This is a genomic window from Euzebyales bacterium (assembly GCA_036374135.1).
Lineage (GTDB): Bacteria > Actinomycetota > Nitriliruptoria > Euzebyales > JAHELV01 > JAHELV01.
Genome location: DASUUK010000062.1, coordinates 1 through 22163, shown reverse-complemented (window position 1 = coordinate 22163; position 22163 = coordinate 1). Strand labels below are relative to the sequence as shown.

The 22163-nt window shown below is 71.2% G+C and carries 17 protein-coding genes; 13 read left to right on the top strand and 4 right to left on the bottom strand.

The features are described from left to right. Nucleotides 1-21 precede the first annotated feature (21 nt). Genes VFZ70_09440 through VFZ70_09430 form a run of 3 tightly spaced genes read right to left on the bottom strand, consistent with a single transcriptional unit; the run spans nt 22 to nt 2700 of the window. Nucleotides 22-879: a hypothetical protein gene (locus VFZ70_09440; protein HEX6256021.1), complete on the bottom strand. Its 858-nt coding sequence runs from the start codon at nt 877-879 to the stop codon at nt 22-24. Next, nucleotides 876-2213 (bottom strand): hypothetical protein, encoded by a 1338-nt coding sequence (locus VFZ70_09435; GenBank protein ID HEX6256020.1) that lies wholly within the window; start codon nt 2211-2213, stop codon nt 876-878. Before VFZ70_09435 ends, VFZ70_09440 begins: the two co-directional genes overlap by 4 nt. Next, entirely contained in the window at nt 2170-2700 is a 531-nt protein-coding gene (locus VFZ70_09430; protein ID HEX6256019.1) for a flavodoxin domain-containing protein, read from the bottom strand. Before VFZ70_09430 ends, VFZ70_09435 begins: the two co-directional genes overlap by 44 nt. A gap of 233 nt (nt 2701-2933) precedes the next feature. On the opposite strand from VFZ70_09430, the gene VFZ70_09425 reads away from it, so the two are divergent. From VFZ70_09425 to VFZ70_09400, 6 genes are all read left to right on the top strand, one after another. Beyond that, nucleotides 2934-3446 (top strand): hypothetical protein, encoded by a 513-nt coding sequence (locus VFZ70_09425; protein ID HEX6256018.1) that lies wholly within the window; start codon nt 2934-2936, stop codon nt 3444-3446. 18 nt (nt 3447-3464) lie between these two features. Next, nucleotides 3465-3866: an Rrf2 family transcriptional regulator gene (locus VFZ70_09420; protein HEX6256017.1), complete on the top strand. Its 402-nt coding sequence runs from the start codon at nt 3465-3467 to the stop codon at nt 3864-3866. 93 nt (nt 3867-3959) lie between these two features. Then, the gene (locus tag VFZ70_09415) at nt 3960-5507 is read left to right on the top strand and encodes a plastocyanin/azurin family copper-binding protein (GenBank protein ID HEX6256016.1); all 1548 of its coding nucleotides are present in this window, start codon (nt 3960-3962) and stop codon (nt 5505-5507) included. A 477-nt stretch (nt 5508-5984) separates the two neighbouring features. Beyond that, the gene (locus VFZ70_09410; protein HEX6256015.1) at nt 5985-8690 is read left to right on the top strand and encodes an HAD-IC family P-type ATPase; all 2706 of its coding nucleotides are present in this window, start codon (nt 5985-5987) and stop codon (nt 8688-8690) included. A 66-nt stretch (nt 8691-8756) separates the two neighbouring features. Then, nucleotides 8757-9008, top strand: coding sequence for a hypothetical protein (locus VFZ70_09405; GenBank protein HEX6256014.1), 252 nt, complete (start codon nt 8757-8759; stop codon nt 9006-9008). Next, nucleotides 9005-9433: a type II toxin-antitoxin system VapC family toxin gene (locus tag VFZ70_09400; protein ID HEX6256013.1), complete on the top strand. Its 429-nt coding sequence runs from the start codon at nt 9005-9007 to the stop codon at nt 9431-9433. The genes VFZ70_09405 and VFZ70_09400 overlap by 4 nt, the downstream gene beginning before the upstream one ends. 185 nt (nt 9434-9618) lie before the next feature. Here the strand turns inward: VFZ70_09400 and VFZ70_09395 are convergent, their stop codons facing one another. After that, nucleotides 9619-11283 (bottom strand): MFS transporter, encoded by a 1665-nt coding sequence (locus VFZ70_09395; GenBank protein ID HEX6256012.1) that lies wholly within the window; start codon nt 11281-11283, stop codon nt 9619-9621. 293 nt (nt 11284-11576) lie between these two features. Here VFZ70_09395 and VFZ70_09390 point away from each other — a divergent pair, with 293 nt between their 5' ends. The 7 genes from VFZ70_09390 to VFZ70_09360 all read left to right on the top strand — a co-directional run. Beyond that, a complete protein-coding gene (locus VFZ70_09390) occupies nt 11577-12518 on the top strand; it encodes a hypothetical protein (GenBank protein HEX6256011.1) in 942 nt (313 codons plus the stop codon). Between the two features lie 79 nt (nt 12519-12597). Further along, nucleotides 12598-13572: an ABC transporter ATP-binding protein gene (locus tag VFZ70_09385; protein HEX6256010.1), complete on the top strand. Its 975-nt coding sequence runs from the start codon at nt 12598-12600 to the stop codon at nt 13570-13572. A gap of 215 nt (nt 13573-13787) precedes the next feature. Beyond that, nucleotides 13788-15545 carry a histidine kinase gene (locus VFZ70_09380; GenBank protein ID HEX6256009.1) on the top strand — a complete coding sequence of 586 codons (1758 nt, stop codon included), beginning with the start codon at nt 13788-13790 and terminating at the stop codon, nt 15543-15545. Beyond that, a complete protein-coding gene (locus VFZ70_09375) occupies nt 15533-16177 on the top strand; it encodes a response regulator transcription factor (protein ID HEX6256008.1) in 645 nt (214 codons plus the stop codon). Before VFZ70_09380 ends, VFZ70_09375 begins: the two co-directional genes overlap by 13 nt. 188 nt (nt 16178-16365) lie before the next feature. Beyond that, a complete protein-coding gene (locus VFZ70_09370) occupies nt 16366-19215 on the top strand; it encodes an AAA family ATPase (GenBank protein ID HEX6256007.1) in 2850 nt (949 codons plus the stop codon). A 107-nt stretch (nt 19216-19322) separates the two neighbouring features. Further along, nucleotides 19323-21737, top strand: a complete 2415-nt coding sequence (locus VFZ70_09365) for an HAD-IC family P-type ATPase (protein HEX6256006.1) — start codon at nt 19323-19325, stop codon at nt 21735-21737. Then, nucleotides 21734-22163 (top strand): DUF998 domain-containing protein (locus tag VFZ70_09360; GenBank protein ID HEX6256005.1); only part of this gene is annotated, 430 nt, incomplete at its 3' end. The genes VFZ70_09365 and VFZ70_09360, both read left to right, overlap by 4 nt.

Sequence of the window (22163 nt, the reverse complement as noted above, 5' to 3'; positions counted from 1 at the left end):
CGCCCACCACGTGGTGACACATCAGGGCAGTGGCGCGGGCTGGAAGGCGGTGAACCCAACGTAGGTGATGGCGACCGCGCCGAGGCCGCTGAGCACGACGAAGCCGACGACCACGTCGCCGACGAGCGGGACCGCGCCGACGAGTTGAAGCGAGATGGTGACGGCGGCGGCTCCGACGGCGGTCGCGGCCCGGGGCTGTTGCAGCGGCAGACGTCGTCCCACGCCATGTCCCCATCCGATGATCCCGAGCGCCGTCACCGCGATCCCGGCCGTCAGCCCGAGGACGCTGACGGGGATGAGCACGAGGGTGAAGGCCATGAACACGAACAGCGAGAGCGCGGTGAGGACGAGCAGGAGACCGACGGTGAGGGTGACGACGGGGTGGTCCGACAGAGCCCCCGCGATGTTGTCGAGGTTGCGCCGTCGCGTGCGTGCGAGACGCGCACCGACGAGCGCGAGTGCTCCCGCTGCCAGGACCGGGGGGACGACGATCGCCAACGGATCGCGCGTGCGTGTCGCGAGGTCGACCCCGGTGCGGCGCGCGATGTCGGCGGTCGGGGCGATCCGTCTGATGCCGGCGATGACGTGCAGCCGGTCGATCTCGGCGTCGCCGTCGACGAGGAGGATGCCGGCGAGCTGAGTGACGCGGGCATGCACCGAGCCGGTGATGCGGGTCGTGCCGCCGATGACGTAGACGGGCGCGGTGAGTGTCGTGTCGTCCGGGATGGTGACCATTGCGTCGCCGACGATCACCGTCTCTTCGGTGTCGTCGAGCCGGTGCTCGCCTGACAGCACGAGGCGAGCGGTGCCGGCGTCGGCGCCGTCGGAGGCCATCAGCAGCAGGCTGAGCAGCAGCATCGGGATGAGCTCGGGGTTCATGACGGCTCCTGGCGGGCGAGCGTCCAGACGCGGTCGGCGTAGAACAGCACGGGGACGACGGTGAGGAGGAGCAGCGCCAGGGCGTCGACGTAGCGCAGGTGGGTCAACAGCGTGATGCCCGTGGCGCCGGACGCCAGTGCGAGCGAGGTGGACAGGAACGAGGCCAGCCACCCGGCGACGCCGACACCGACCGCGCAGCGGGTGCCGATCGTGTCGCGCGTGGACAGGTCGGGCCACAGCGCGAAGTTCAGCGTGGTGTAGAAGGCCACCGCCAGCACGTACATGCCGGGCAACACGAGCGGTGGTACGGCGTCGGCGGCGGTCGACACGTGGAACGTGTACAGCAGGTGGGTGAAGCCGAACAGCCCGTACACCCACACCAGCAGCCAGCGCCAGTGGAAGGTCGTGTACAGCACCCCGGCCATCGCCGCGCCGACGACGTGGGTGACGGCGATGAACAGTCGGACGCCGAGGTCGGGCGACTGCCACGACGTGGAGATGTAGGCGGGCGTGTCGATGATGCGCAGGAACCCGAGGCTGTCGATGAAGAACGCCGCGAACATCGCCGCCACGGCCACCGCGAACGCCGGTGTGGTCGCGGTCGGTGCCGGTGGAACCGTGAACCTGCCCGGTCCGAAGTCCTGTTGCGCCAACTGGTCGACGAGTCGCGACGGGCGGAAGGCCAGGACCGCGAGCACGAGGACCGCCGGCGCCATCGCCGTGGCCATCACCGCGCTGAACTGTTCGACCTGCCACTGCTGCGGATACAGCGATGCGACGAAGAAGGCCAGCCCGGCCGGCAGCGCGGCCGCGAACCCGCGGTCGCGCACCGGGATCAGGTCGGCCATCAGACTGAACGTCACCGGCATGCCCACCCCGATCGCGGTCGCGCACACCACCACCCACGCGACGAACCACGCCGGCGTGGCCAGCAGGGGCGCGGCCGTCGTCAGCGTCAACTGGACCGCGATCACGACCGTCAACAGCCGCAGCTTGGTCCGCAGGTCGCTGCTCCAGCCACGGCGATCCATGAGCACGCCCGCGACGATCGCCGCGGCGAGCGCGACCAGGGCCAGCACAGCCATGACGTGCGACACGCTGTGGGCGGGCATGCCGAGGCGGTTCGAGCCGAGGTCTATCAGGCCGAGTTGGACGAACGTGAGGTTGTAGTAGTAGCCGGCGGTCAGCAGTGCGATGTAGCCGACGTACCCGGCGACCGGCACCCACCGGCGCTGCGTGATGAGATGCAGCAGTCGCAGGCGACGCCTGGCCTGCTCCGCACCGGACCGGTCACGACCCAGGTGTCGCCCGGTTCTGCGCAGGTCGTAGGGCATCGGCGATCTCACCGGCCCAGCTGTCGATGGCGGCCCAGTCGCGGAAGTCTCCCTCTGGAGCGCGGACGGCGATCATGATCGCGCGTTCGGCGAAGCCCAGCTTGGCTTTGTCGATCTTGCCGGCGAACACCTGATGGTCGTTCGGTGAAGTCGCCTCGGCGATCGCGGCGACATCGACCGGATCCTCCTCGGGCTTGGGCGGGTCGCCGACCGGTCCGCTCGAGAACAGCCACACCGCCGGCCGCGGGCGCTGCGAGGCGACACGGTCGGCCAGGCTCTTGGCGTCGTCCAACCAGTGGCCGGCGTACACGGCGCTGCCCATCACGACGGCGTCGTAGCCGTCGACGGTGTCGACGCGACCCGCGTCGGCGACCGTGACGTCGCACCCGTGGTCGCGCAACTTCTGGCCGATGCGCTCCGCGATCTGCGCGGTCGCGCCATGCTTGGATGCCGAGGCCACCAGCACACGGCTCGCGTTGGTGGTCATGCTGTCACCTCCTGTGCCCGCGGTGCGTGCGACGTTGCGCAGCGCCGCACCGAAGCTGTCCCCTGCCCTCGTCGGCGTCCCCGACCGCCGCCAGCGTCGGAGCCGTTCGCCACCACTATCCACGGCACACGGAGGCCGCGAGAGGGCCTTCAGCCTGCTGACGCCTGCGACGAAAGGCCCGGCACGCGGGTGCGGCCGCGGCGACGTTCGGGCCGTCACCCGGGGAGGTCGCCATGTCCGGATACCGCAGGACGACTGCACTGCTCGTCGCGGCGCTCGGTGTGGGCGTCGCGGTCGCCAGCATGCTCGGTCCGCTCGTGTTCGATGTGCTGCGCTATCGCACGTCTGACACCACGCTCAACCAGGTCATGGGCGGCGATCTGGCGGGGCTGGTGGTGGTCGCGCCGACCGCGCTCGCGGCCGGCGTGCTGCTGTGGCGTGGGCACCGCGCCGGACCCGTGGTCGCGCTCGCGCCGGCGCTGTGGGCCGTGTACATGTACGCCCAGCTGATCGTCGGCCAGGAGTACCTACAGCTGCCGGGCAACAACGAACGGTTCTTCCCGTTGCTGCTCACGCGGTCTTCTGCGGCTTCACGGGGCGATCGGGTGGCTGACCGTGCGCCTGTACGGGCCGCTGTTCACCACACCGCGACCCGCGGTCGACGCCGCCGGCACCGGCCGGCGGCGTCGCCCTCGCGGAAGGTCCCGGCGATTCCGGGACGTTCGCCTCGTTCGCCCAGTTGTTGAGTCGATGACTCTACGACTATGAGATTGGAGCTGACGCGCAAGACGGACCTCGCGCTGCGGGCACTGCGTGTGCTGGTCGACAGCGGTGGGCTGCACAAAGGCAGTGACCTGGCGGACGCGCTCGACACGACGACGGCGTTCCTCAGTCAGGTGATCGCACCGCTGTCGCGTGCCGGATGGGTGCGGTCGGTCCCGGGTCCGCGCGGTGGCTACCAGGCGACCGGGTTCGCGGTCGACGTATCGGTGCTGGAATTGATCGAGGCCGTGGAGGGGCCGGTAGAGACCGGCCGTTGTGTGCTGCGACCTCAGCCGTGCCCGGCGGAACTGCCGTGCGCCGTGCACGACGCCTGGCTTCCCGCGCGTGACGCGCTGACGGGCCGCCTGGCCGCGACGCCGGTCCTGTCGGCGGTGCACCAGTGAGCGCGGAGGGTGATGACAATGGCAGGGCAGACACACACGGGCGGGACCCTCGGACAGCAACCCGGTCCCTGGACACGAGGTCTTGCGCTCATCATGGTCGCGGTCGCCGGGTTGCTCGTCCTGGTGGTCGCCAACCAGATCGGCGGCGTGCTGATCGCCCGCGACCTGCGCGATGAGTACCAACAGCTCGTCAGCGACGCCCGAGTCGAGTCGCAGCAGCCCGCGACCGCGGCGGAGACCGGCGAGGCGACGTCCGCCGGCGGCGTCATCCCGGAGCTGACGCCCAAGGCGGATCTGTCGCCAGTGCCCGACGACGAGTCCAACGTCGCGGTGGCACCCGAGATGCCACCGCGCGCGGACCGTACCGAGCAGGCGATCGTGGACGTGACGTTCGAGGTCGTCGAGAACGTCTCGACGATCGATCCGGCCGGTGGTACGCGGCACGAAACCTGGGGGTACCGGCTCGTCGACGGCCCCGACGGTCTCGTGGTCGGCACGCCCGGCCCGGCGGTCCGGGCCCGGGTCGGCGACGTGCTGCGGTTCACGATCATCAACCCCGACGGCAACCGCAATCCCCACAACGTCGACTTCCACGCGGTCACCGGGCAGGGCGGCGGCGCGGAGGCGACCACCGTCAACCCCGGCGAGACCCGCACGATCGAGGCGCGCCTGCTGTACCCCGGGTTCTTCATGTACCACTGCGCCTACGGTGACGTCCCCGCGCACATCGCCCACGGCATGTCCGGCGGGATCCTGGTCGATCCTGCGACGCCGCTGCCCGCCGTGGACCACGAGTGGTACGTCGTGCAGTCCGAGTACTACACGGCCGACGACGACACCAGACAGCTCGACCGCACCGCCGTGACCGATGAAGACCCCACGCACGTGGTGTTCAACGGCGCCGTGGGCGCGCTGACCGACGACAACGCCCTCCAGATGGCCGTGGGGGAGCGCGGTCGCATCTACTTCGTCAACGCGGGGCTGAACCTGACGTCGAACTTCCACCCGATCGGCTCCCACTGGGACACCGTCTATCCCGAGGCCGCACTGCTGAACGCGCCGTTGCGGGGTTCGCAGACGACGCTGGTTCCCGCGGGAGGGGGCACCGTCGTCGAGCTCCAGGGCCAGGTGCCGATGACCGTCGTGCTCGTCGACCACGCGCTGGCGCGGGCGTTCGACAAGGGCGCGATCGGTCAGATCGTGATCAGCGGCGACGACGACGCCGAGATCTTCGAGGAGGTCACACCTGCCGACGCTGGAGATCTCGGGGCGAGCGCTCCGCCGGTCGAGCCATCGCCGCAACCGGAGGCCGATGCCGCAGCGGGCGACACGGCGCAGGTGTCGATCGTGGCCGGGTCCAGCACCTTCCAGGAAGAGGGCGCCACAGACGAGTTCGCCGACGCCGAGAATCCGGGCGATTACTCGGTCAACGTGCTCGAGGTCTCTGTCGGCGACACGGTGACCTGGACCAACGACGAGGCCGGCGTGGTCCACACGGTCACCGCCGCCGACGAGTCGTTCAACTCCGGCCTCCTGGGTCCTGGGCAGTCGTGGTCGTACACGTTCACCGAGCCCGGGGAGTTCGAGTACTTCTGCACCCCCCACCCATGGATGCGCGCCAAGGTGATCGTCACCGAGTAGCAGAAGCGCCCAGCTACGGCCTGGGCGCCGGCTACGAACCGAGGGTGCTCGAACCATCGCCCCCGCCCGTCAGCGGCGACCCATGGTGGGCCGACGACCCCGTCGATCCGAGGTCGCCCGCATCGCATGCGCAGGTGCTGTCGCCTGTTGGTGGCCTCGGAGACCTCACGTGGCCGCGTGGGCGAGGCGTCCGGGCGCCTGCCGTCGAATGCGCCCACGCGCACGGCGAAGGCCAGGTCGTTGCGATCCTCGTCCGGTTCGAGCTCGAGGGCTGCGGCGGCAACGTGCCGAGGGGTCAGCCGACCCTGTGCGATGACCCAAGGGTAGAGCCGGCCGTCCGTGACGGTGCGTGGTCGCGGGAGCGTGTGACGAACCCCGTCGCGGGTGAGGAACGGGGGCGCCGCGGATGCGCAGTCGCGTCGTGGCGTCAGAATCGTGAACTGCGACCCATCCCTGCGCCCAGAAGGCCCACCCGACATGAGCGACGCTGTCACCACCGAGGACCGCGAGGCAGGCCCGTGGCATGCGCTCGACGTCGCGGGCACGGTCGAGCGGCTCGACGTCGACCCCCAGACGGGCCTGGATGCCGACGACGTCGAGCGGCGGCGTGCCGAATACGGCGCGAACGTGATCGAGAAGTCCGAGGACACGCCGTGGTGGAGGCTGCTCGCACAGCAGTTCGCGGACCCGCTCGTGCTGATCCTGCTGGTCGCGGCGGTGGTCGCGGGCCTGGTCGGAGACGTCAAGGATCCCATCGTCATCGGCGTCGTGCTGCTGCTCAACGCGGGCATCGGTTTCTACCAGGAGCAGCAGGCGCAGTCGTCGATGTCCTCGTTGCGCTCGATGCTGACGTTCAACGCGCAGGTGCGGCGTGACGGTCAGGAGCAGGCTGTCGATGGCGCCGACCTCGTGCCGGGTGACGTCGTGCTCCTCAGCTCGGGCGATCGCGTCCCCGCCGACGGTCGCCTGATCTCCGCGCGCGGCGTGTCCGTGGAGGAGTCGGCACTCACCGGGGAGTCCACCGCGGTCGACAAGGCGGTCGATCCTGTGGATGCCGACGCCGCGTTGGCCGATCGGTCCAACAGCCTGTACATGAACACGACCGTTGCCCGTGGCCGGGCCGAGATGGTCGTCACCGAGACGGGCATGGGCACCGAGGTCGGGCGCATCGCAGCGCGGCTGCGCGAAGGCGACGGTGGGCAGACGCCGTTGCAGCAGCAGCTCAGCCGCGTCACGACGGTGCTCGCGATCGTCGCCGTCGTGGCGTGCGCCCTGGTGTTCGTGCTCGGCATCGTGCAGGGCGACGACCTCGGCGAAACGGCGCTGGAGGCCATCGCGTTGGCTGTCGCGGCGATCCCGGAGGGACTTCCGGCGGTGGTCACCGTCACGCTGGCGGTTGGGATGAACCAGATGGCGCGCCGCAACGCCATCGTCAAGCGGTTGGCCAGCGTCGAGACGCTCGGGTCGACGACGGTGATCTGCACCGACAAGACCGGCACGCTGACGCTCAACCAGATGACCGCCCGGGAGCTGGTGACCCACGGCCGCACCTGGCACGTCTCGGGCGAGGGGTACGAGCCCGAGGGGTCGATCGGCGACGACGGTGAGCAACTGCCGCAGGCGCGCGACGTGCTGCTGCCGGTCGTGCTGTGCTCGGACGCCGAGATCTCGGGCGACGGCGAGCTGGAGGGCGAGCCGACCGAGGGCGCGCTGCTGGTCATCGGTATGAAGGCCGGCATCGACCCCGACGATGCCCGCCAGCGCTACCCACGCGACAACGCCATCGCCTTCGACTCGTCCCGCAAGTACATGGCGACGTTTCACACGCTGGACGACGACGAGCCGGTCGTGCTGGTCAAGGGTGCGCCCAGCGTGCTGCTGGACTGGTGCGTCACGTGGTGGGGCGCCGACGGTCGCGAGGACCTGTCCGACGAGGTCCGCGCGCGCATCGACGAGCAGGTCGACGCACTGTCACGACAGGGTCGCCGTGTGCTGGCCGTGGCGTCCCGCGCGCTCGACGCCCCGGTGGACCCCGACGCGCTGGAGGACGACCTTGTCGACCACGTGCGCGACCTGCACCTGCAGGCGGTCGTCGGCATCGTCGACCCGGCCCGTCGGGAGGCCGACGAGGCGATCGACCGCTGTGTGACGGCGGGGATCGCCGTCAAGATGATCACGGGGGACCACAAGGTCACTGCGGCGGCGATCGCGGACGACCTCGGCATCCCGCCGGAGGCCGTCGAGGGTCGTGAGATCGACGGTCTCGGCGACGAGGAGCTCTACGAGGTGGTCGAGCGGGCGGGCGTGTTCGCCCGGGTCAGCCCGCAGCACAAGGTCCGCATCGTCGAGGCGCTGCGCCACGAGGGTGAGATCGTCGCGATGACCGGGGACGGCGTCAACGACGCCGCGGCGATGCACGCCGCGCACATCGGCGTGGCCATGGGTCGCAGCGGCACCGACGTCGCCAAGGAGGCCGGTCAGATGGTCCTGACCGACGACAACTTCGCGACCATCGTCAACGCCGTCGAACGCGGCCGCGCCATCTACGACAACATCGTCAACTTCGTCCGGTTCCAGCTGTCGACGAACTTCGGTGCGATCATCACGATCCTGTTCGCGCAGGTCATCGGGCTTCCCGCACCGTTCACGGCGATCCAGATCCTGTGGGTCAACCTGATCATGGACGGCCCACCCGCGCTGGCGCTGGGTGTCGATCCGCCGGACCCGGACGTCATGGAACGCCCGCCGCGGGACCCCGACGCGCGGGTGCTCGACGTGCGGCGGGTGTCGCACCTGCTGCTGCTCGGGGCGGCCATGGCGATCGGCACGCTGGGCATGCTGCGGTACGGCCTGACCGTTGGCGACGACACGGTCGCGGGGACGCTGGCCTTCACGACCTTCGTGCTGTACCAGGTGGCGAACGCGTTCAACTCACGTGATGACGTGACGACGGCGCTGCGCCGCCACAGCCTGGCCAACCACCGGCTGCTGTGGGCGCTGGCGGCGGTGGTGGTTCTGCAGGTCGCCGCCGTGCACGTCCCGTTCATGCAGGCGATCTTCGACACGACGGCGTTGACCCCCGCCCAGTGGGGCCTGGCCGCCGGTGTCGCCGTGAGCATCCTGGTCGTCGAGGAGGCGCGCAAGGCGGTCGTCCGCGCGCTGGGCGGCGCCGAGCGCACGTGACGGGCCGCTGTGGACGCCAGTGGTGCATCACCGCATCTTGATCGTTGATGCTATGATGGCCAATCTATGAGGACGACCGTCACGCTTGACGCAGACACCGAACAGATCGTCCGCCGGCGCATGCGCGAGCACGGCGTGTCGTTCAAGGAAGCGATCAACGAGGCGATTCGAGCCGGTGTCCGACAGACGTCCGCGGTTCCGTTCCGCACGGAGGCCGTCTCGATGGGCCGGTCGTCGGTCAACCTCGACCGTGCCCTGCAAGTTGCCGCCGACCTCGAGGACGACGAGCTTCTGCGGAGGATGCGGACGGGCTCGTGAAGCTCGTCGACGCCAACGTGCTGCTGTACGCCGTGAACAGCGACGCGGATCATCACGAACGGTCGCGGCGGTGGCTCGATGATGCCCTCTCGGGTGGGGACACCGTCGCATTCGCATGGATCGCGTTGCTCGCGTTCGTCCGGCTGACGACCAAGGTAGGTCTGTTCCCGCGTCCACTGTCGATCGATGCGGCGATGGATCGTGTCGAGGCATGGCTCGGGACGTCTGCGGCCGTCGTCCTGGAGCCGACGGCCGACCACGCCACGGTCGTGCGCCGCCTGCTCCGGGACACCGGCGTGGGAGGCAACCTCGTCAACGACACGCACCTGGCCGCGCTCGCAATCGAGCACCGGTGCGGCATCGTCTCGTTCGACAACGACTTCGGCCGCTTCTCCGGCGTCCACTGGTCCCCGCCGCCAGCGTGACCGGCCCCGGCGTCCCGGATCGGGCGGCGGGCGAACGCCGGGTGCCGGAGGGCGCCGTGCGCGTGCCGCAGCACGTGCGGACACATGGCGACCAGCGCGTGAGCCGGCCCTCCGGACGGTCGTCGGGGGAGGGCGATCACACGGTCGTGACGAGCGGAGCGATCTCTCACGTCGCGTGGCGCGCGTCACGAACGTCCGTCCGCGCACGCGGCGGACACCCGGTCGTCGCCCCCGGTCGGCACGGCGGCCGTGGACCACGGCTGGTCGAGACCATGTGGCGGCTCGGCGTCTCCCGCGTCGTCCTCGCCCTCCCGGTCCGACAGGTCGTGACCGCCGAAGACGTGGAGCGCATACGCGGCGATGACCGTCGCGAGGATCGCAGCGATCGCCGCGGTCACACGGACCCCGGCGACGAACGCGTCCGTGACCGCGGCCACGACGGTCGCGCCGAGCTGGTCGGGCAGCTGACCGGCAACGGCGACCGCCGCGCCGAGCGTGTCGCGGACAGCCGCGGCGGGCTCGTCGGGCAGTGCCGACGGCAGACCGGTGGCGAGCACACCGCGGTACACCGCGACGCCGATGCTGCCCAGGATCGACAGGCCCAGCGCGCCACCCAGCTCGGCGGCCGTCTCGGAGATGCCCGACGCCGCCCCGGCGCGTTCGGCTGGCGCGGATCCGACGATCAGCTCGGTGGTCAGCGTCAGCACGGGTGCGAGACCGAGCGAGATCACGACCGAGGCCGTCACGATCAGTGCCAGGTCGATGGTGCCGCCCAGCTGTGTGAGCAGCACCAGACCAACCGTGGCGATCAACACGCCCGTCGCGATGATCCGGCCTGGAGCGAACCGTCGCGCGATGAACGGTGCGGCCTGGGAGCCCGCGACGAAGCCGGCCGCCGAGGGAACCGACCACAGGCCCGCCTGCAGCGGCGACAGGCCGATCACGAGCTGCAGGTACTGCGCGATGTACAGGAAGTAGCCGACCGCCACGAAGATGCTCGTCAGGTTCACGACCAGTGCGGCCGAGAAGCGGCGGTTGCGGAACAGCGCGAGATCGATCATCGGGTCGGACAGCCGTGCCTGCCTGCGCACGAAGGCCCACGCGAACGCGACACCCCCGACGATCGTGACCACCGCGGTGATGGACGGGCCATCCTGCGCGATCTGCTTGCAGCCGAAGATCACGCCGAGCACGGCGGTCAGTGACAGCACGACGCTCGTCAGATCCATCCGTCCGGCGTCCGGGTCCCGATACTCCGGCAGCAGCAGCGGTCCGAGCAGCAGCAGCGCCGCGATGACGGGCAGCGCGAGCAGGAACACCGATCCCCACCAGAAGTGCTCCAACACGACCCCGCCGAGCACCGGACCGACGGCGCTGCCGGCCGAGAACGCCGACACCCACACGGCGACCGCGGTCGCGCGCTGTCGGGGGTCGGTGAACATGCTGAAGATCAGCGACAGCGTCGACGGTGCCAGCGTCGCGCCGGCGATGCCCAGCAGTCCGCGGCTGGCGATGAGCATCTCCGGGCTCGTGGACCAGGCGGCGACCACCGAGACCGCGCCGAACGCGGCCGCCCCTGTCAGCATCAGACGGCGACGGCCGATCCTGTCCCCGAGCGTTCCCATGGTGATCAGGAACCCGGCGACCATGAAGCCGTAGATGTCCACGATCCACAGCAGCTCTGCGCTGCTGGGCTGCAGGTCGGCGCTCAATGTGGGCACGGCCAGGTGCAGCACGGTGAGGTCCATGACGTACAGCACACACGCGAGCGCCAGCACCGCGAGGCCGAGCCACTCGCGCACGCCCGCGCGGGTGGGTCCTGCGTCGTCCGTCTCTGCTGCCACGGTCATGCCGCGTCTCCTTTGCTGGTTCGCACACACAGACGTGTGGAGCCCCCCGAACTCATCGGCCGCCCGACGCGCGGCCGGACTGTGCACGCGCCACAAGAGTCGGGTCGTCGTGGAGACCATGCGCATCGCCGAGCTGCGCTGTTCGTCTGCGCGGTCCGCGCCCTCACACGCACAGCTGGCCCCACATCGGCTGCGACGGACCGTGAGACCGGCGACTTCACTGTTCCGGGCGCCGAGCCGACCGCCTAGCGTCATCTCGGACGTTGAGACCCGAGGTGGCGATCGGAGCCGACATGCAGATCATCGGCGTGGACCGTCGGCGCGTCCGACCGATCCTGACGGTGTGGCTGATGGCCACGGCGCTGCTCGTCGCGCTCGGCGGTGGCGCACAGGCAGCCGACGCGGCGGTGGTCACGGACGAGGCCCGCGTGGTGCTGTCGGGCACGGTGGACGTGGCGCGGGGCGAGACGGTCCGTGACCTGATCGTGCTGCACGGCGCGGTCAACGTCGACGGCGTCGTCGACGGCTCGGTGGTCGTCCTCGACGGGCCAGTCGCGGTACGTGGGACCGTCACCCGCGACGTCGTCGCGGTCAACGGCACGGTCGTCGTCGAGGATGGCGGTCACATCGGGCACGACCTCGTGTCACCACGGTCACCACGGATCGCGCGGGGAGCGACGATCGACGGGACGGTCCATCGTGTGCGGACCGACTGGGGCCTGCGCAGCGTCGCGGTGCCGTGGTTCTGGTCGTGGCTCGCCGTGTCGGTGTCGACGCTCGCGCTCGGGGCGCTGTTGACGCTGCTCGCGCCGCAGGCCGTGGACGCCGCCCTGACCACCGTCCGCACCCGACCCGGCGGCGTGCTCGCCGGCGTCGCGGTGGCGATGGTCGGTCTGCCCGCCGTCGCGGTCCTCGCGATCATCACGGTCATCGGGATCCCGTTCGGCGTCGGTCTGCTGCTTGCGTTCGCGCTGCTCTACGCCGTGGGCTACGTGGCGCTGGCGTGGCTGGCAGGCCGCGTGATCCGGCCCGGTCCGGGATCTGAGCTGTCGGCGTTCGCGGTGGGGTGGGTGATCCTGCGCGTGGCGGCCCTGGTGCCGATCATCGAGGGGTTGCTCTGGTTCCCCGGTGCCGCCGTCGGACTCGGGGTGCTCGGCGCGGCGGCGTGGCGCGCCCGCCGACCGTCGTCGGCGCCCGCGCCACCGACGCTGCCGGCCGCGGGAGCTCCGGCGTGACCCGCCGGACGGCGCACGTGCGTGGAGGGTCGCGCCGTGACCGTTCCCCGTCGTCCGGTTGACGCGTTCGGGGTGATCGATGAAGACCAAGGTTGTGCAGGACGACGTACGCGGTGGGGCCGACGCCGACTGCGTCATCCGCACCGTCGGGCTGGGCAAGCGCTATGGCGACGTCCAGGCGCTCGTGTCGCTGGATCTCGACGTGCACCGCAACAGCGTCGTCGGGTTCCTCGGCCCGAACGGAGCCGGCAAGACGACGACGCTCAAGCTGTTGCTCGGGCTCGTGCATCCGACCGCAGGCACGGCGTCCGTCTTCGGCCTCGACAGCGTGCGTGACAGCCTCGCCATCCGTGCGCGTGTCGGCTACCTCGCGCAGGACCCGCGCTTCTACCCGCACCTCACCGTGCGCGAGACCCTGAAGTTCACCGCGCGCTTCTTCTACCGCGGACCACGGGCCGCCATCGTCGCGCGCATCGACGAGATCCTCGAGCTCGTCGACCTCGCCGACCGCGCGGACCGCCCGGTTGGCGGCCTGTCAGGCGGTGAGCGGCAGCGTCTCGGCATCGCACAGGCGCAGGTCAGCCGCCCGGACCTGCTGATCCTCGACGAACCTGCGGCTGATCTGGATCCGCGAGGACGCCGCGACGTGCTGGAGATCATGACGCGGCTGCGCGCGCACACCACCGTGTTCTACTCGACCCACGTCCTCGACGACGTCCAGCGGGTCAGCGACCGGGTGGCGATCCTGCAGCGCGGCCGGCTGGTCGAGGATGCGCCCACCATCAGTCTGCTCGACGGTGACTCCGGCACCTACGAGATCACGGTCCGGGGCGACGGCGTCGCCGCAGCGCGCCGGCTCCGGATGCTCGGTGGCGTCCGCGAGGTGCACCGCACCCAGACGGGCGGTTCGGCTGTCGTGAGCGTCCGGGTCGATGACCGGGACGTGGCCGACGCGGTGCTGCCCGCCGTTCTCGCCGGGGGCGACGTGGTCGTGGCGTTCGGCCGCCGGCGGACGAGCCTCGAGGAGGTGCTTTCTCCTGCTGGTGGAGGATGAGGGACGATCGAACGCTGGAGCACGCTGAGCTCTGACACGTGCCCGGTGCCGGTCGCGCACGTCACCGCCGGACACGTGACTGCACGTGATGGCCCGAACGTCGGCCTTGCGCCGCGGCCCCGAACCGATCACGCTGGGGATGCGGCGTTTCCCGATCGCTCCACGTGTGCCGTCGGGATCGCCGGTACATGGGCTTGGCGAGATCGGATGCGCCCATGGGCACGCTTGCGTCGTCTGTTGCATCTGAGCACTGGACCGGCGCCGCGCCGGGCCGGTGGACCGTCGTCGTGCTCGCCGCCGCCGGCGCGCTGTCCGGCGTCGTGCTGCTGGTGCTCGCCGACGCCAACACCGAGTTGCCGCAGCCGGGACTGCACGCCGCGCTGGCGTACTGGATCACCATCCCGTACATCGTGGCGGGACTCGTCGCGTGGCGGAGGCGGCCCGACAGCCGGCTCGGGATGCTGATGGTCGCGGCCGGGTTCGCCAGCTTCCTCGGCTTCCTGGTCTGGTCCAACAACGACGGGCTGTTCACGCTCGGCGTCGCGGCCCAGTTCCTGCCCCCCGTGCTGTTCCTCCACGTGTTCCTGGCCTTCCCGACCGGTCGGCTGGTGTCCCGGCCGGAGCGGGTCGTCGTCGCGGCGGCCTACGGCGCGGCCGCGCTCACGATCCCCGCGCTCGCGCTCGCTCAGGAATCCCCCCGCAACGTCGTCGCGGTCATCGCGGCGCCGGCGATCGCTCAGGTCCTCCAGCGGGCGCAGCTCCTGATCATAAGCACCCTCTCGTTGGCCGGCATCGCTGTGCTCGCGCGCCGCCGCCGCACGGGCCGACCGTCGCGGACGGCCCTCGGGCTGCTGGTCGACGCGTTCTCCCTCGGCCTGCTGATGATCGCGCTGCTGCTGCTGGCCGGCTTCTTCCAGTGGCACGCGATCCAGGACACGGTCCGCCAGATGACGTTCGCCGTGATCGGGATCGCGCCGATCGTGTTCCTCGTCGGCCTGCTGGCGTCCCACCTCGGCCGTGCGTCGGTCGCTGATCTCTTCGTGGACCTCGGCGTCAACCCGGGTCCGGCGGAGTTGCAGCACGCGGTGGCCAGAGCGCTGCGGGACCCGTCGGCCACGCTTGCATACCGGGTCGAGGAGTTCGACGCGTACGCCGACATCGACGGCCACGAGGTTGACGTCGAACCGTCGCCCGGCCGGTCGGCGATGCCGATCGTCCGCGACGGCACGCCGGTGGCGATGCTGTTCCACGACGCCGCCCTCGACGACGAACCCGAGGTGCTGTCGTCCGTGGCAGCCGCGATCGGCATGACGATCCACAATGCCCAGCTGCAGGTCGAGCTGCGTGCGCGCCTCGAGGAGCTGCGCGGATCCCGTGCACGCATTCTCCAGGCCGAGCGGCTGGAGCGGCGCCGACTGGAACGCGATCTGCACGACGGCGCGCAGCAGCGGTTGGTAGCGCTGGCGCTCGAGCTCGGCGAGATGGCGGAGGTCGTGGTCGACCGGGATCTGCGCAGGCGGATCGACGACGCCCGCGCCGAGGTCTCGGCCAGCCTCGCCGACCTCCGCGATCTCGCGCATGGCATCCATCCGGCGCTGGTCAGCGACCACGGGCTGATGGTGGCGCTGGAGTCGCTCGCCACGCATGCCACGGTGCCCGTGCGCATCGACGGTTCGGTCAACGGGCGCCTGCCGGAACCGGTGGAGCTGGCGGCGTTCTTCATGGTGTCCGAGGCGCTGGCGAACATCGCCAAGCACGCCGGTGCGTCCGCCGCGGTCGTCAGGCTGGACCGCGGCCCGGGCGTGCTGCGCGTGGAGGTGTCCGACGACGGCGTGGGCGGTGCCACCACGGACCACGGCACGGGGCTCCGAGGCCTCGCCGACCGGATGGAGGCGCTCGGAGGACGACTGCGGGTCTGGAGCACCCGCGATCACGGCACGCGTATGCGTGCGGAGATCCCGTGCGCACCGTGATCGCCGAGGACTCCGTGCTCCTGCGCGAGGGTCTGGTTCGCCTGCTCACCGAGCACGGTGTCGAGGTCACCGGCACCTGCGACACCGCTGAGAAGCTGCAGGCGCTCGTCGACCGCGACCAACCCGATGCTGCGATCGTCGACATCCGGCTGCCCCCGACGCACACCGACGAAGGCATGCGGGGCGCGCTGGCGATCCGCGCGCAACATCCCCGCGTGAGTGTGCTCGTGCTGTCCCAGTACGTCGAGGTCGGCCTCGCGATGCGGCTGCTCGGGGACGACGCCGAGGGCGTCGGCTACCTGCTGAAGGACCGCGTGAGCAACGTCGCGGACTTCATCGACTCGGTCCGACGGGTCGCCAACGGCGGGTCGGCCATCGACCCGACGATCGTCTCGGCGTTGATCGCCAAACAGCGCACGGCCGACCCGCTGTCAGGCCTGACGCCGCGGGAGCGCGAAGTCCTTGCGCTGATGGCCGAGGGGAGGTCCAACCAGGGAATCGCGGACGAGTTCGTCATCACGCTGCGGGCGGTCGAGAAGTACGTCTCCAGCATCTTCACGAAGCTCGACCTCCCATCTACCGGCAGCGACTCCAAGCGGGTGCTCGCTGTCCTGTTGTACCTGCGCGGGTGAAGGTGCCGGCGGCGCCGCCGCTGAGCACACCAGTAAACCGTCCAACGGGACGCGGGTGTACCGGGTTGCCCCCAGCTGTCTCGTCGGCCACAGTCGGTCCAGCCTCCGACACGCTTGTCGGAACGGAGGAAGGTTCGTCGTGCGTTGTCCCGTCCCACGTGACACGTCGCCGCCACCGGTCTGACATCGTGCCGGCCACTACCGCGCAGGCGCTGCCGCCGATCGCCGGCCACCGCCGCGCACGGCGGGATCACCTTGTGGGGGTCGACGGCGATCACGTCGCCGCACTGCCGGGGCGTGAGGCGGAGTGCGCCGCCGTGTGCCGGGTGCTCGACGACGCGCGCGTGCAGGCCAGCGCCACGCTCGTCATCCGCGGTGATCCGGGCGTGGGAAAGTCGACGCTGCTGGACCACGCGGTCGCCCGGGCGACCGGCATGATCGTCCTGCGCGCCACGGGGGTCGAGGCCGAGCTCGATCTGGCGTACGCGGGCGTGCACCAGCTCGTCCGTCCGGTGCTCGACCGCATCGACGTGCTGCCGGCCCCGCAGGCGCGGGCGCTCGGTGCTGCGCTGGGCCGGGACGATGGAACGTACGAGCCCTTCATGGTGAACGCCGCGCTGCTGTCGCTCATGGGAGCCGTCGCCGAGATGCGACCGCTGCTCGTCGTCGTCGACGACCTCCACTGGCTCGACCGGGCATCGGCGAGCGCGCTGTCGTTCGCCGCCCGTCGGCTCCATGCGGAGCGCGTCGCGTTGCTGTTCGCAACGAGAGCGCATGCCGACCGCGCCGCGATGGAGCACGGCGCGCAGTTGCCGCAGCTGCGCCTGGGTGGACTGCCACCGGACGCCGCTGCCGCCGTGCTCGACCGTGGCCTGCCGCCGCGTGTCCCGCCCCACGTACGGCGCCGGCTGCTGGGGCTGGCCGCCGGCAATCCGCTCGCCCTGTGCGAACTGCCTGCTGCGCTGTCACAGGCGCAGTTGGCAGGACGCGCCATGCTGCCCGACCCGGTGCCGGTCACGTCGACGATCGAGCACGCGTTCGTGCATCGTGTCAGCGGTGTGTCCCCGTCCGCGCGCACGTTGCTGCTCCTCGCAGCGGCCGAGCGCCTCGGGGACGTCGGTCTCGTCCTGCGCGCGGGCCGGACGCTGGGATGTGACGCGGCGGCGCTCGCCGAGGCCGAGGCTGCCGGCCTGGTCATCGTCGTCGGCAACGAACTGCGGTTCCAGCATCCGCTCGTGCGGTCCGCACTCTACCGGAGTGCGAGCCGCCACCGGCGCCAGGCGGTGCACGCTGCGTTGGCGGACGGGCTCGGCGGGGCCGCTGACCGCGACCGGCGGTCGTGGCACCGGGCAGCCGCCAGCATCGGACGCGATCAGGAGATCGCCGACGAGCTCGAGCGATCGGCCGACCGCGCCCTGCGGCGGAGCGGCCACGCGACCGCAGCGATGATCCTGGAGCTTGCGGCGGAGCGCTCACCACGGCCTGCCGATGTCGTGCGTCGACTCGTCGCGGCAGCGGCGGCCGCGTGGGCGGCAGGTGACATCGAGCGCGTCGGCGCGCTGCTGGACCGTGCGACTCCCCGGTGCGATGACGCAACGGTCATGGCGGACATCGAGTTGCTGCGCGCCCACTGCGAGCGGGCGGTCGGAACCACGGGGCGCGCGTACGAGATCCTGGCGGAGGCGAGCGACCGGATGGCGGGCTGCGACCGGCACCGCGCGCTGGCGATGGCGACAGCTGCGGGCACGGCGGCATGGGGGCGCAGCGACGCCCCACACCTGGCCGAGGCGGTCGACCGTGTCGTCGCGCTCACGGGCGACGACACCGCCGGGGCGCCCGCGACCACGCAGGCACTGCTCGCGTGCGCCAGCGCCTTCGACGACGACGTCGAAGCCGCCGCGCGTTGGACCCGTCACGCCGTCACGTTGGCGGAGCGCAGCGGCCGCCCCGACGATCTGTCCATGACCGGTGCCGCCGCCATGTCCATCGGCGATGACGCGACCAGTCTCCGGCTGCTGCGTCGCGCGGCAGCGGATGCTCGCTCCGAAGGCGCGATCGCGGTCCTGACCAACATGTTGTCGGCACTCGCGGTCGCCGAGGCGTGGACCAGTCATCTGCGTTCGGCTCGCGCTCATGCCACCGAGGGCCTGCTGCTGGCGACGCAGACAGGACACAGCGCCTACGGGTCGCTCTACGAGGCCATCCTTGCGTGGATCGCCGCGGTCTCCGGCGACCACGACGAGTGTGCGCGCCTCGCCGTGCGAGCCGCCCGGCGTGGCCTCGAACAGGAGTTCGCGCCGGCGGTGGCGATCGCCGGCTGGTCGCGCGGCCTGGCGGCGCTCGGCGAAGGCCGCCCCGACGAGGCCCACGTGCATCTCAGCGAGCTCGTGCGCCGACACATCCGCAGCAGCCACCCGATGGTCGCCGTTGCGGCGACGGGCGACATCGTCGAGGCCGCCGTCGCGGTCGGCGACGAGGAGACCGCGGCGTCCGCCATGGCCGCACTCGAACCCCTTGCCGTCGGCACCGGACAGCCGTGGGCGTGCGCGGTCTTGGCCCGGTGCCGGGCATGGACGTGCCCCACCGGCGGCGAGCGGCAGTTCGCGGCGGCGCTGCGCCATCACGCGGACGGAAGCCGCCCGTTCGAGCACGGTCGCACGCTGCTCGCGTACGGCGGGTGGCTACGACGGCGCCGTCGGCGCATCGACGCGCGCGCGCACCTGCGGGCGGCCCTGCACATCTTCGAGCGGGTGGGTGCGACCGACTGGGAGGATCGCGCGCGCCGGGAGCTGCGCGCCAGTGGCGAGACCGTCGGCCGCGCGGCATCGATCGGCCTGGACACGCTGACCCCGCAGGAGGTGCAGGTCGTGCACTTCGTGCGCACCGGGGCGACGAACAAGCAGATCGCCGCGCAGCTGTACCTGAGCCCCCGTACCGTCGACTACCACTTGCGCAAGGTCTTCGTGAAGCTCGGCGTGTCGTCGCGGACGGAGCTGATCGCGCAGACCACAGACGCTCCTGACCGGTGGCGCGGATGACGTCGTATGCGCGGACCGGTGATCCCACCGTTGCGCGCAGGGCGTGACGCCGCCCAGGCTGAGCTCGACAGGATCGTGGAGGAGCCAGCCGACAGCGGAGCGCGCCGATGACGAGCGGTCCACCCGATGTCGCCGACCTCAGTCGCGACGGCCTGTCGGACAGCGCCGTCCGTGCGCGCGTGGCCCGCGGCGCGACCAATGACGTGCCGGTCGTGCCGACGCGCAGCGTCCGGCAGATCGTGCGGGCCAACGTCCTCACGCGGTTCAACGCGATCCTCGGCGCGCTGTTGCTCGTCATCCTGGTCGTCGGTGACCTGCGGGACGCCCTCTTCGGCGTCATCCTCGTCGCCAACAGCGCCATCGGCATCTGGCAGGAGTTGCGCGCGAAGCGGACGTTGGACCGCCTGGTCGTGGTCACGGCACCCGCAGTCCGGGTGATCCGCGCGGGCACCGTGCGCGAGGTGGGAGCGTCGGACATCGTGATCGACGACGTCATCGAACTGCGGCCGGGTGACCAGGTCGTCGTCGACGGGACCGTGCTCACGTCCGATGGTCTCGAGCTGGACGAGAGCCTCCTGACAGGGGAGTCCGACCCCGTGGCGAAGGCCGCCGGCGACGACGCGTTGTCGGGCAGCTTCGCCGCCGCCGGCAGCGGCCGGTACAAGGCGACCCGTGTCGGCGGTGACGCGTACGCGAGGGACATCGCCGCACGGGCTCGCAGCTTCACCCTCTTCGACTCGCAGCTGCGCCACGACATCGACACGTTCCTGCGCCTGGCCACATGGGCGCTGCTTCCGACCGCGGCCATCCTCATTGTCAGCCAGCTGCGCACGCAGGCGACCGTCGAGCAGGCCGTCGCCGCCTCGGTCGGCGGTGTCGTCGCGATGGTGCCCGAAGGACTCGTGCTGCTCACGAGCACCGCGTTCGCCGTCGCCGTGGTGCGGCTGGCGCGGCATCGAACCCTGGTGCAGGAGCTGCCGGCCGTGGAGGGTCTCGCGCGTGCCGACGTGTTGTGTCTCGACAAGACCGGCACGCTGACGCGTGGTGCGATCGCGTTCACCGACCTCGAGCTCGTCGACGTACCTGGAGACGTCGAGTCGGCGATCGGTGCGGTCGCGGCCGCGGACCCCAACCCCAATGCAACCCTCCGGGCGGTCGCGACGCACTTCCACGCACCCGACGGGTGGGTGGCGACGGGGGTCGTTCCGTTCTCGTCGGCCCGCAAGTACATGGCCGCCGCGTTCGAGCATCACGGCGTGTGGGTGCTCGGTGCCCCGGAGGTGTTGTTCGCCGTGATCGACGCCGATCCCTCCATCGAGGCGCGCGTCGCCGCGCTCGCCGAGGACGGTGCGCGTGTGCTCCTGATCGCATCTGCGGATGGCGCGGAAGCACTGTCCGAGCTCCCCCGCGACCTACGGCCCCGTGCGCTCGTGGTGCTGTCCGACGAGCTGCGACCCGACGCGGCCGCGGTGCTCCGCACGTTTCATCGTGATGGCGTCGTCATCAAGGTGATCTCCGGCGACGATCCACGCACCGTCGGCGCGATCGCGCGGCGTGCGGGGATCGTCGATGTGCGCGTCGTCGACGCCCGCGCGCTGCCGGACGAGGGTCCACAGCTGCGCGCGGCCGTCGAGAGCGGCACCGTGTTCGGTCGCGTCCGCCCACAGCAGAAGGAGGCGATGGTCGCGGCCCTGCAGTCGGCTGGGCACGTGGTCGCCATGACCGGCGACGGGGTCAACGACGTGCTCGCCCTGAAGCGTGCCGACCTCGGCGTCGCCATGGGATCGGGCAGCCCGGCGACGTGCGCCGTCGCCCAGTTGGTCCTCCTGGACGACGAGTTCGCAGCACTTCCCCGGGCGCTCGGCGAAGGTCGGCGGGTCATCGGCAACGTCGACAGGGTCGCCCGCCTGTTCGTGACGAAGTCGGTGTACTCGTTGCTGCTCGCGTTGGCGGTCGGTGTCGCGGTCCTGCCGTTCCCGTTCCTTCCCCGCCACCTGAGCCTCATCGGCGCACTGACGATCGGGATCCCTGGGGTGTTCCTGGCCATGGCGCCCAACACCCGCCGCGCCCGGCCCGGCATGGTGGGGGACGTGCTGCGGTTCGCCGTCCCGGCAGGGTCGGTGGCGGCTGCCGCGACCTTCGCCGGGTACTACGTGACCCGGCTGCTGCCCGACGTGAACCTCGACGAGGCGCGGACGACCGCGACGCTGGTGCTGCTGTCGGTGGGTCTGCTCGTGCTCGCCCGCCTCGCCCGGCCGCTGACGACTGCGCGCAGGATGCTGATCGGGGCGATGACCGTCGCGATGGTCCTCGCGACGGTGGTGCCCGGGCTGCGTGCCTTCTTCGCGCTCGACCCGCCGCCACCGATCGTCGTTCTGGCCGCGATCGGCGTCGTCGCGATGAGCGAGCGCCTGTTGCACCTCGGGGACAGCATCGCGCTGCGGCGCCGGCCGCCAGCCGACGACGCGCACCCGCCGCGGGGCGACGTGCGTCCGCCGGCACCGGAGGGGGCGGGGCTGTGAGCCTCGTGCGCAAGCGCGTGCAACGGCTGATCCGACCGCCGTACGGGGCGTCGCTGGGCGCGCTGGTCCTCGCCGTGGCGTGCGTCGGCGGCGTGGTCGTGCTGCACCTGCGCAGACCGGACCTCGACCCGCTGCGCCACGTGCTCAGCGAGTACGCGAACGGCCCGTTCGGAGTGGTGATGACCGCGGTGTTCTACGCGGTCGGTGTGGCGTGCATGGCACTGGGTTGGCGGCTTCGGACGGCCCTGCGGTGGCATGCCGTGACCGCGGCGATGCCGGCGTTGTTGATCGCGGCCGGGGTCGGCATGGTCCTCGCGGGAGCGTTCGAGGTGGGGTTGCCGGGCGCGCCCGACAGCGTCGACGAGACGATCCACAGCCTCGCGTCGATCGGCGCGTTCGTGACGCTCGTCGTGGCGATGGCACTGC

What these genes read in the sequence shown, in the direction of transcription:
- VFZ70_09365 (HEX6256006.1), top strand. Translation starts at nt 19,323, where the DNA reads ATGACGAGCGGTCCACCCGATGTCGCCGACCTCAGTCGCGACGGCCTG.
- VFZ70_09425 (HEX6256018.1), top strand. Translation starts at nt 2,934, where the DNA reads ATGTCCGGATACCGCAGGACGACTGCACTGCTCGTCGCGGCGCTCGGT.
- VFZ70_09385 (HEX6256010.1), top strand. Translation starts at nt 12,598, where the DNA reads ATGAAGACCAAGGTTGTGCAGGACGACGTACGCGGTGGGGCCGACGCC.
- VFZ70_09430 (HEX6256019.1), bottom strand. Translation starts at nt 2,700, where the DNA reads ATGACCACCAACGCGAGCCGTGTGCTGGTGGCCTCGGCATCCAAGCAT.
- VFZ70_09415 (HEX6256016.1), top strand. Translation starts at nt 3,960, where the DNA reads ATGGTCGCGGTCGCCGGGTTGCTCGTCCTGGTGGTCGCCAACCAGATC.
- VFZ70_09380 (HEX6256009.1), top strand. Translation starts at nt 13,788, where the DNA reads ATGGGCACGCTTGCGTCGTCTGTTGCATCTGAGCACTGGACCGGCGCC.
- VFZ70_09420 (HEX6256017.1), top strand. Translation starts at nt 3,465, where the DNA reads ATGAGATTGGAGCTGACGCGCAAGACGGACCTCGCGCTGCGGGCACTG.
- VFZ70_09440 (HEX6256021.1), bottom strand. Translation starts at nt 879, where the DNA reads ATGAACCCCGAGCTCATCCCGATGCTGCTGCTCAGCCTGCTGCTGATG.
- VFZ70_09435 (HEX6256020.1), bottom strand. Translation starts at nt 2,213, where the DNA reads ATGCCCTACGACCTGCGCAGAACCGGGCGACACCTGGGTCGTGACCGG.
- VFZ70_09395 (HEX6256012.1), bottom strand. Translation starts at nt 11,283, where the DNA reads ATGACCGTGGCAGCAGAGACGGACGACGCAGGACCCACCCGCGCGGGC.
- VFZ70_09410 (HEX6256015.1), top strand. Translation starts at nt 5,985, where the DNA reads ATGAGCGACGCTGTCACCACCGAGGACCGCGAGGCAGGCCCGTGGCAT.
- VFZ70_09390 (HEX6256011.1), top strand. Translation starts at nt 11,577, where the DNA reads ATGCAGATCATCGGCGTGGACCGTCGGCGCGTCCGACCGATCCTGACG.
- VFZ70_09405 (HEX6256014.1), top strand. Translation starts at nt 8,757, where the DNA reads ATGAGGACGACCGTCACGCTTGACGCAGACACCGAACAGATCGTCCGC.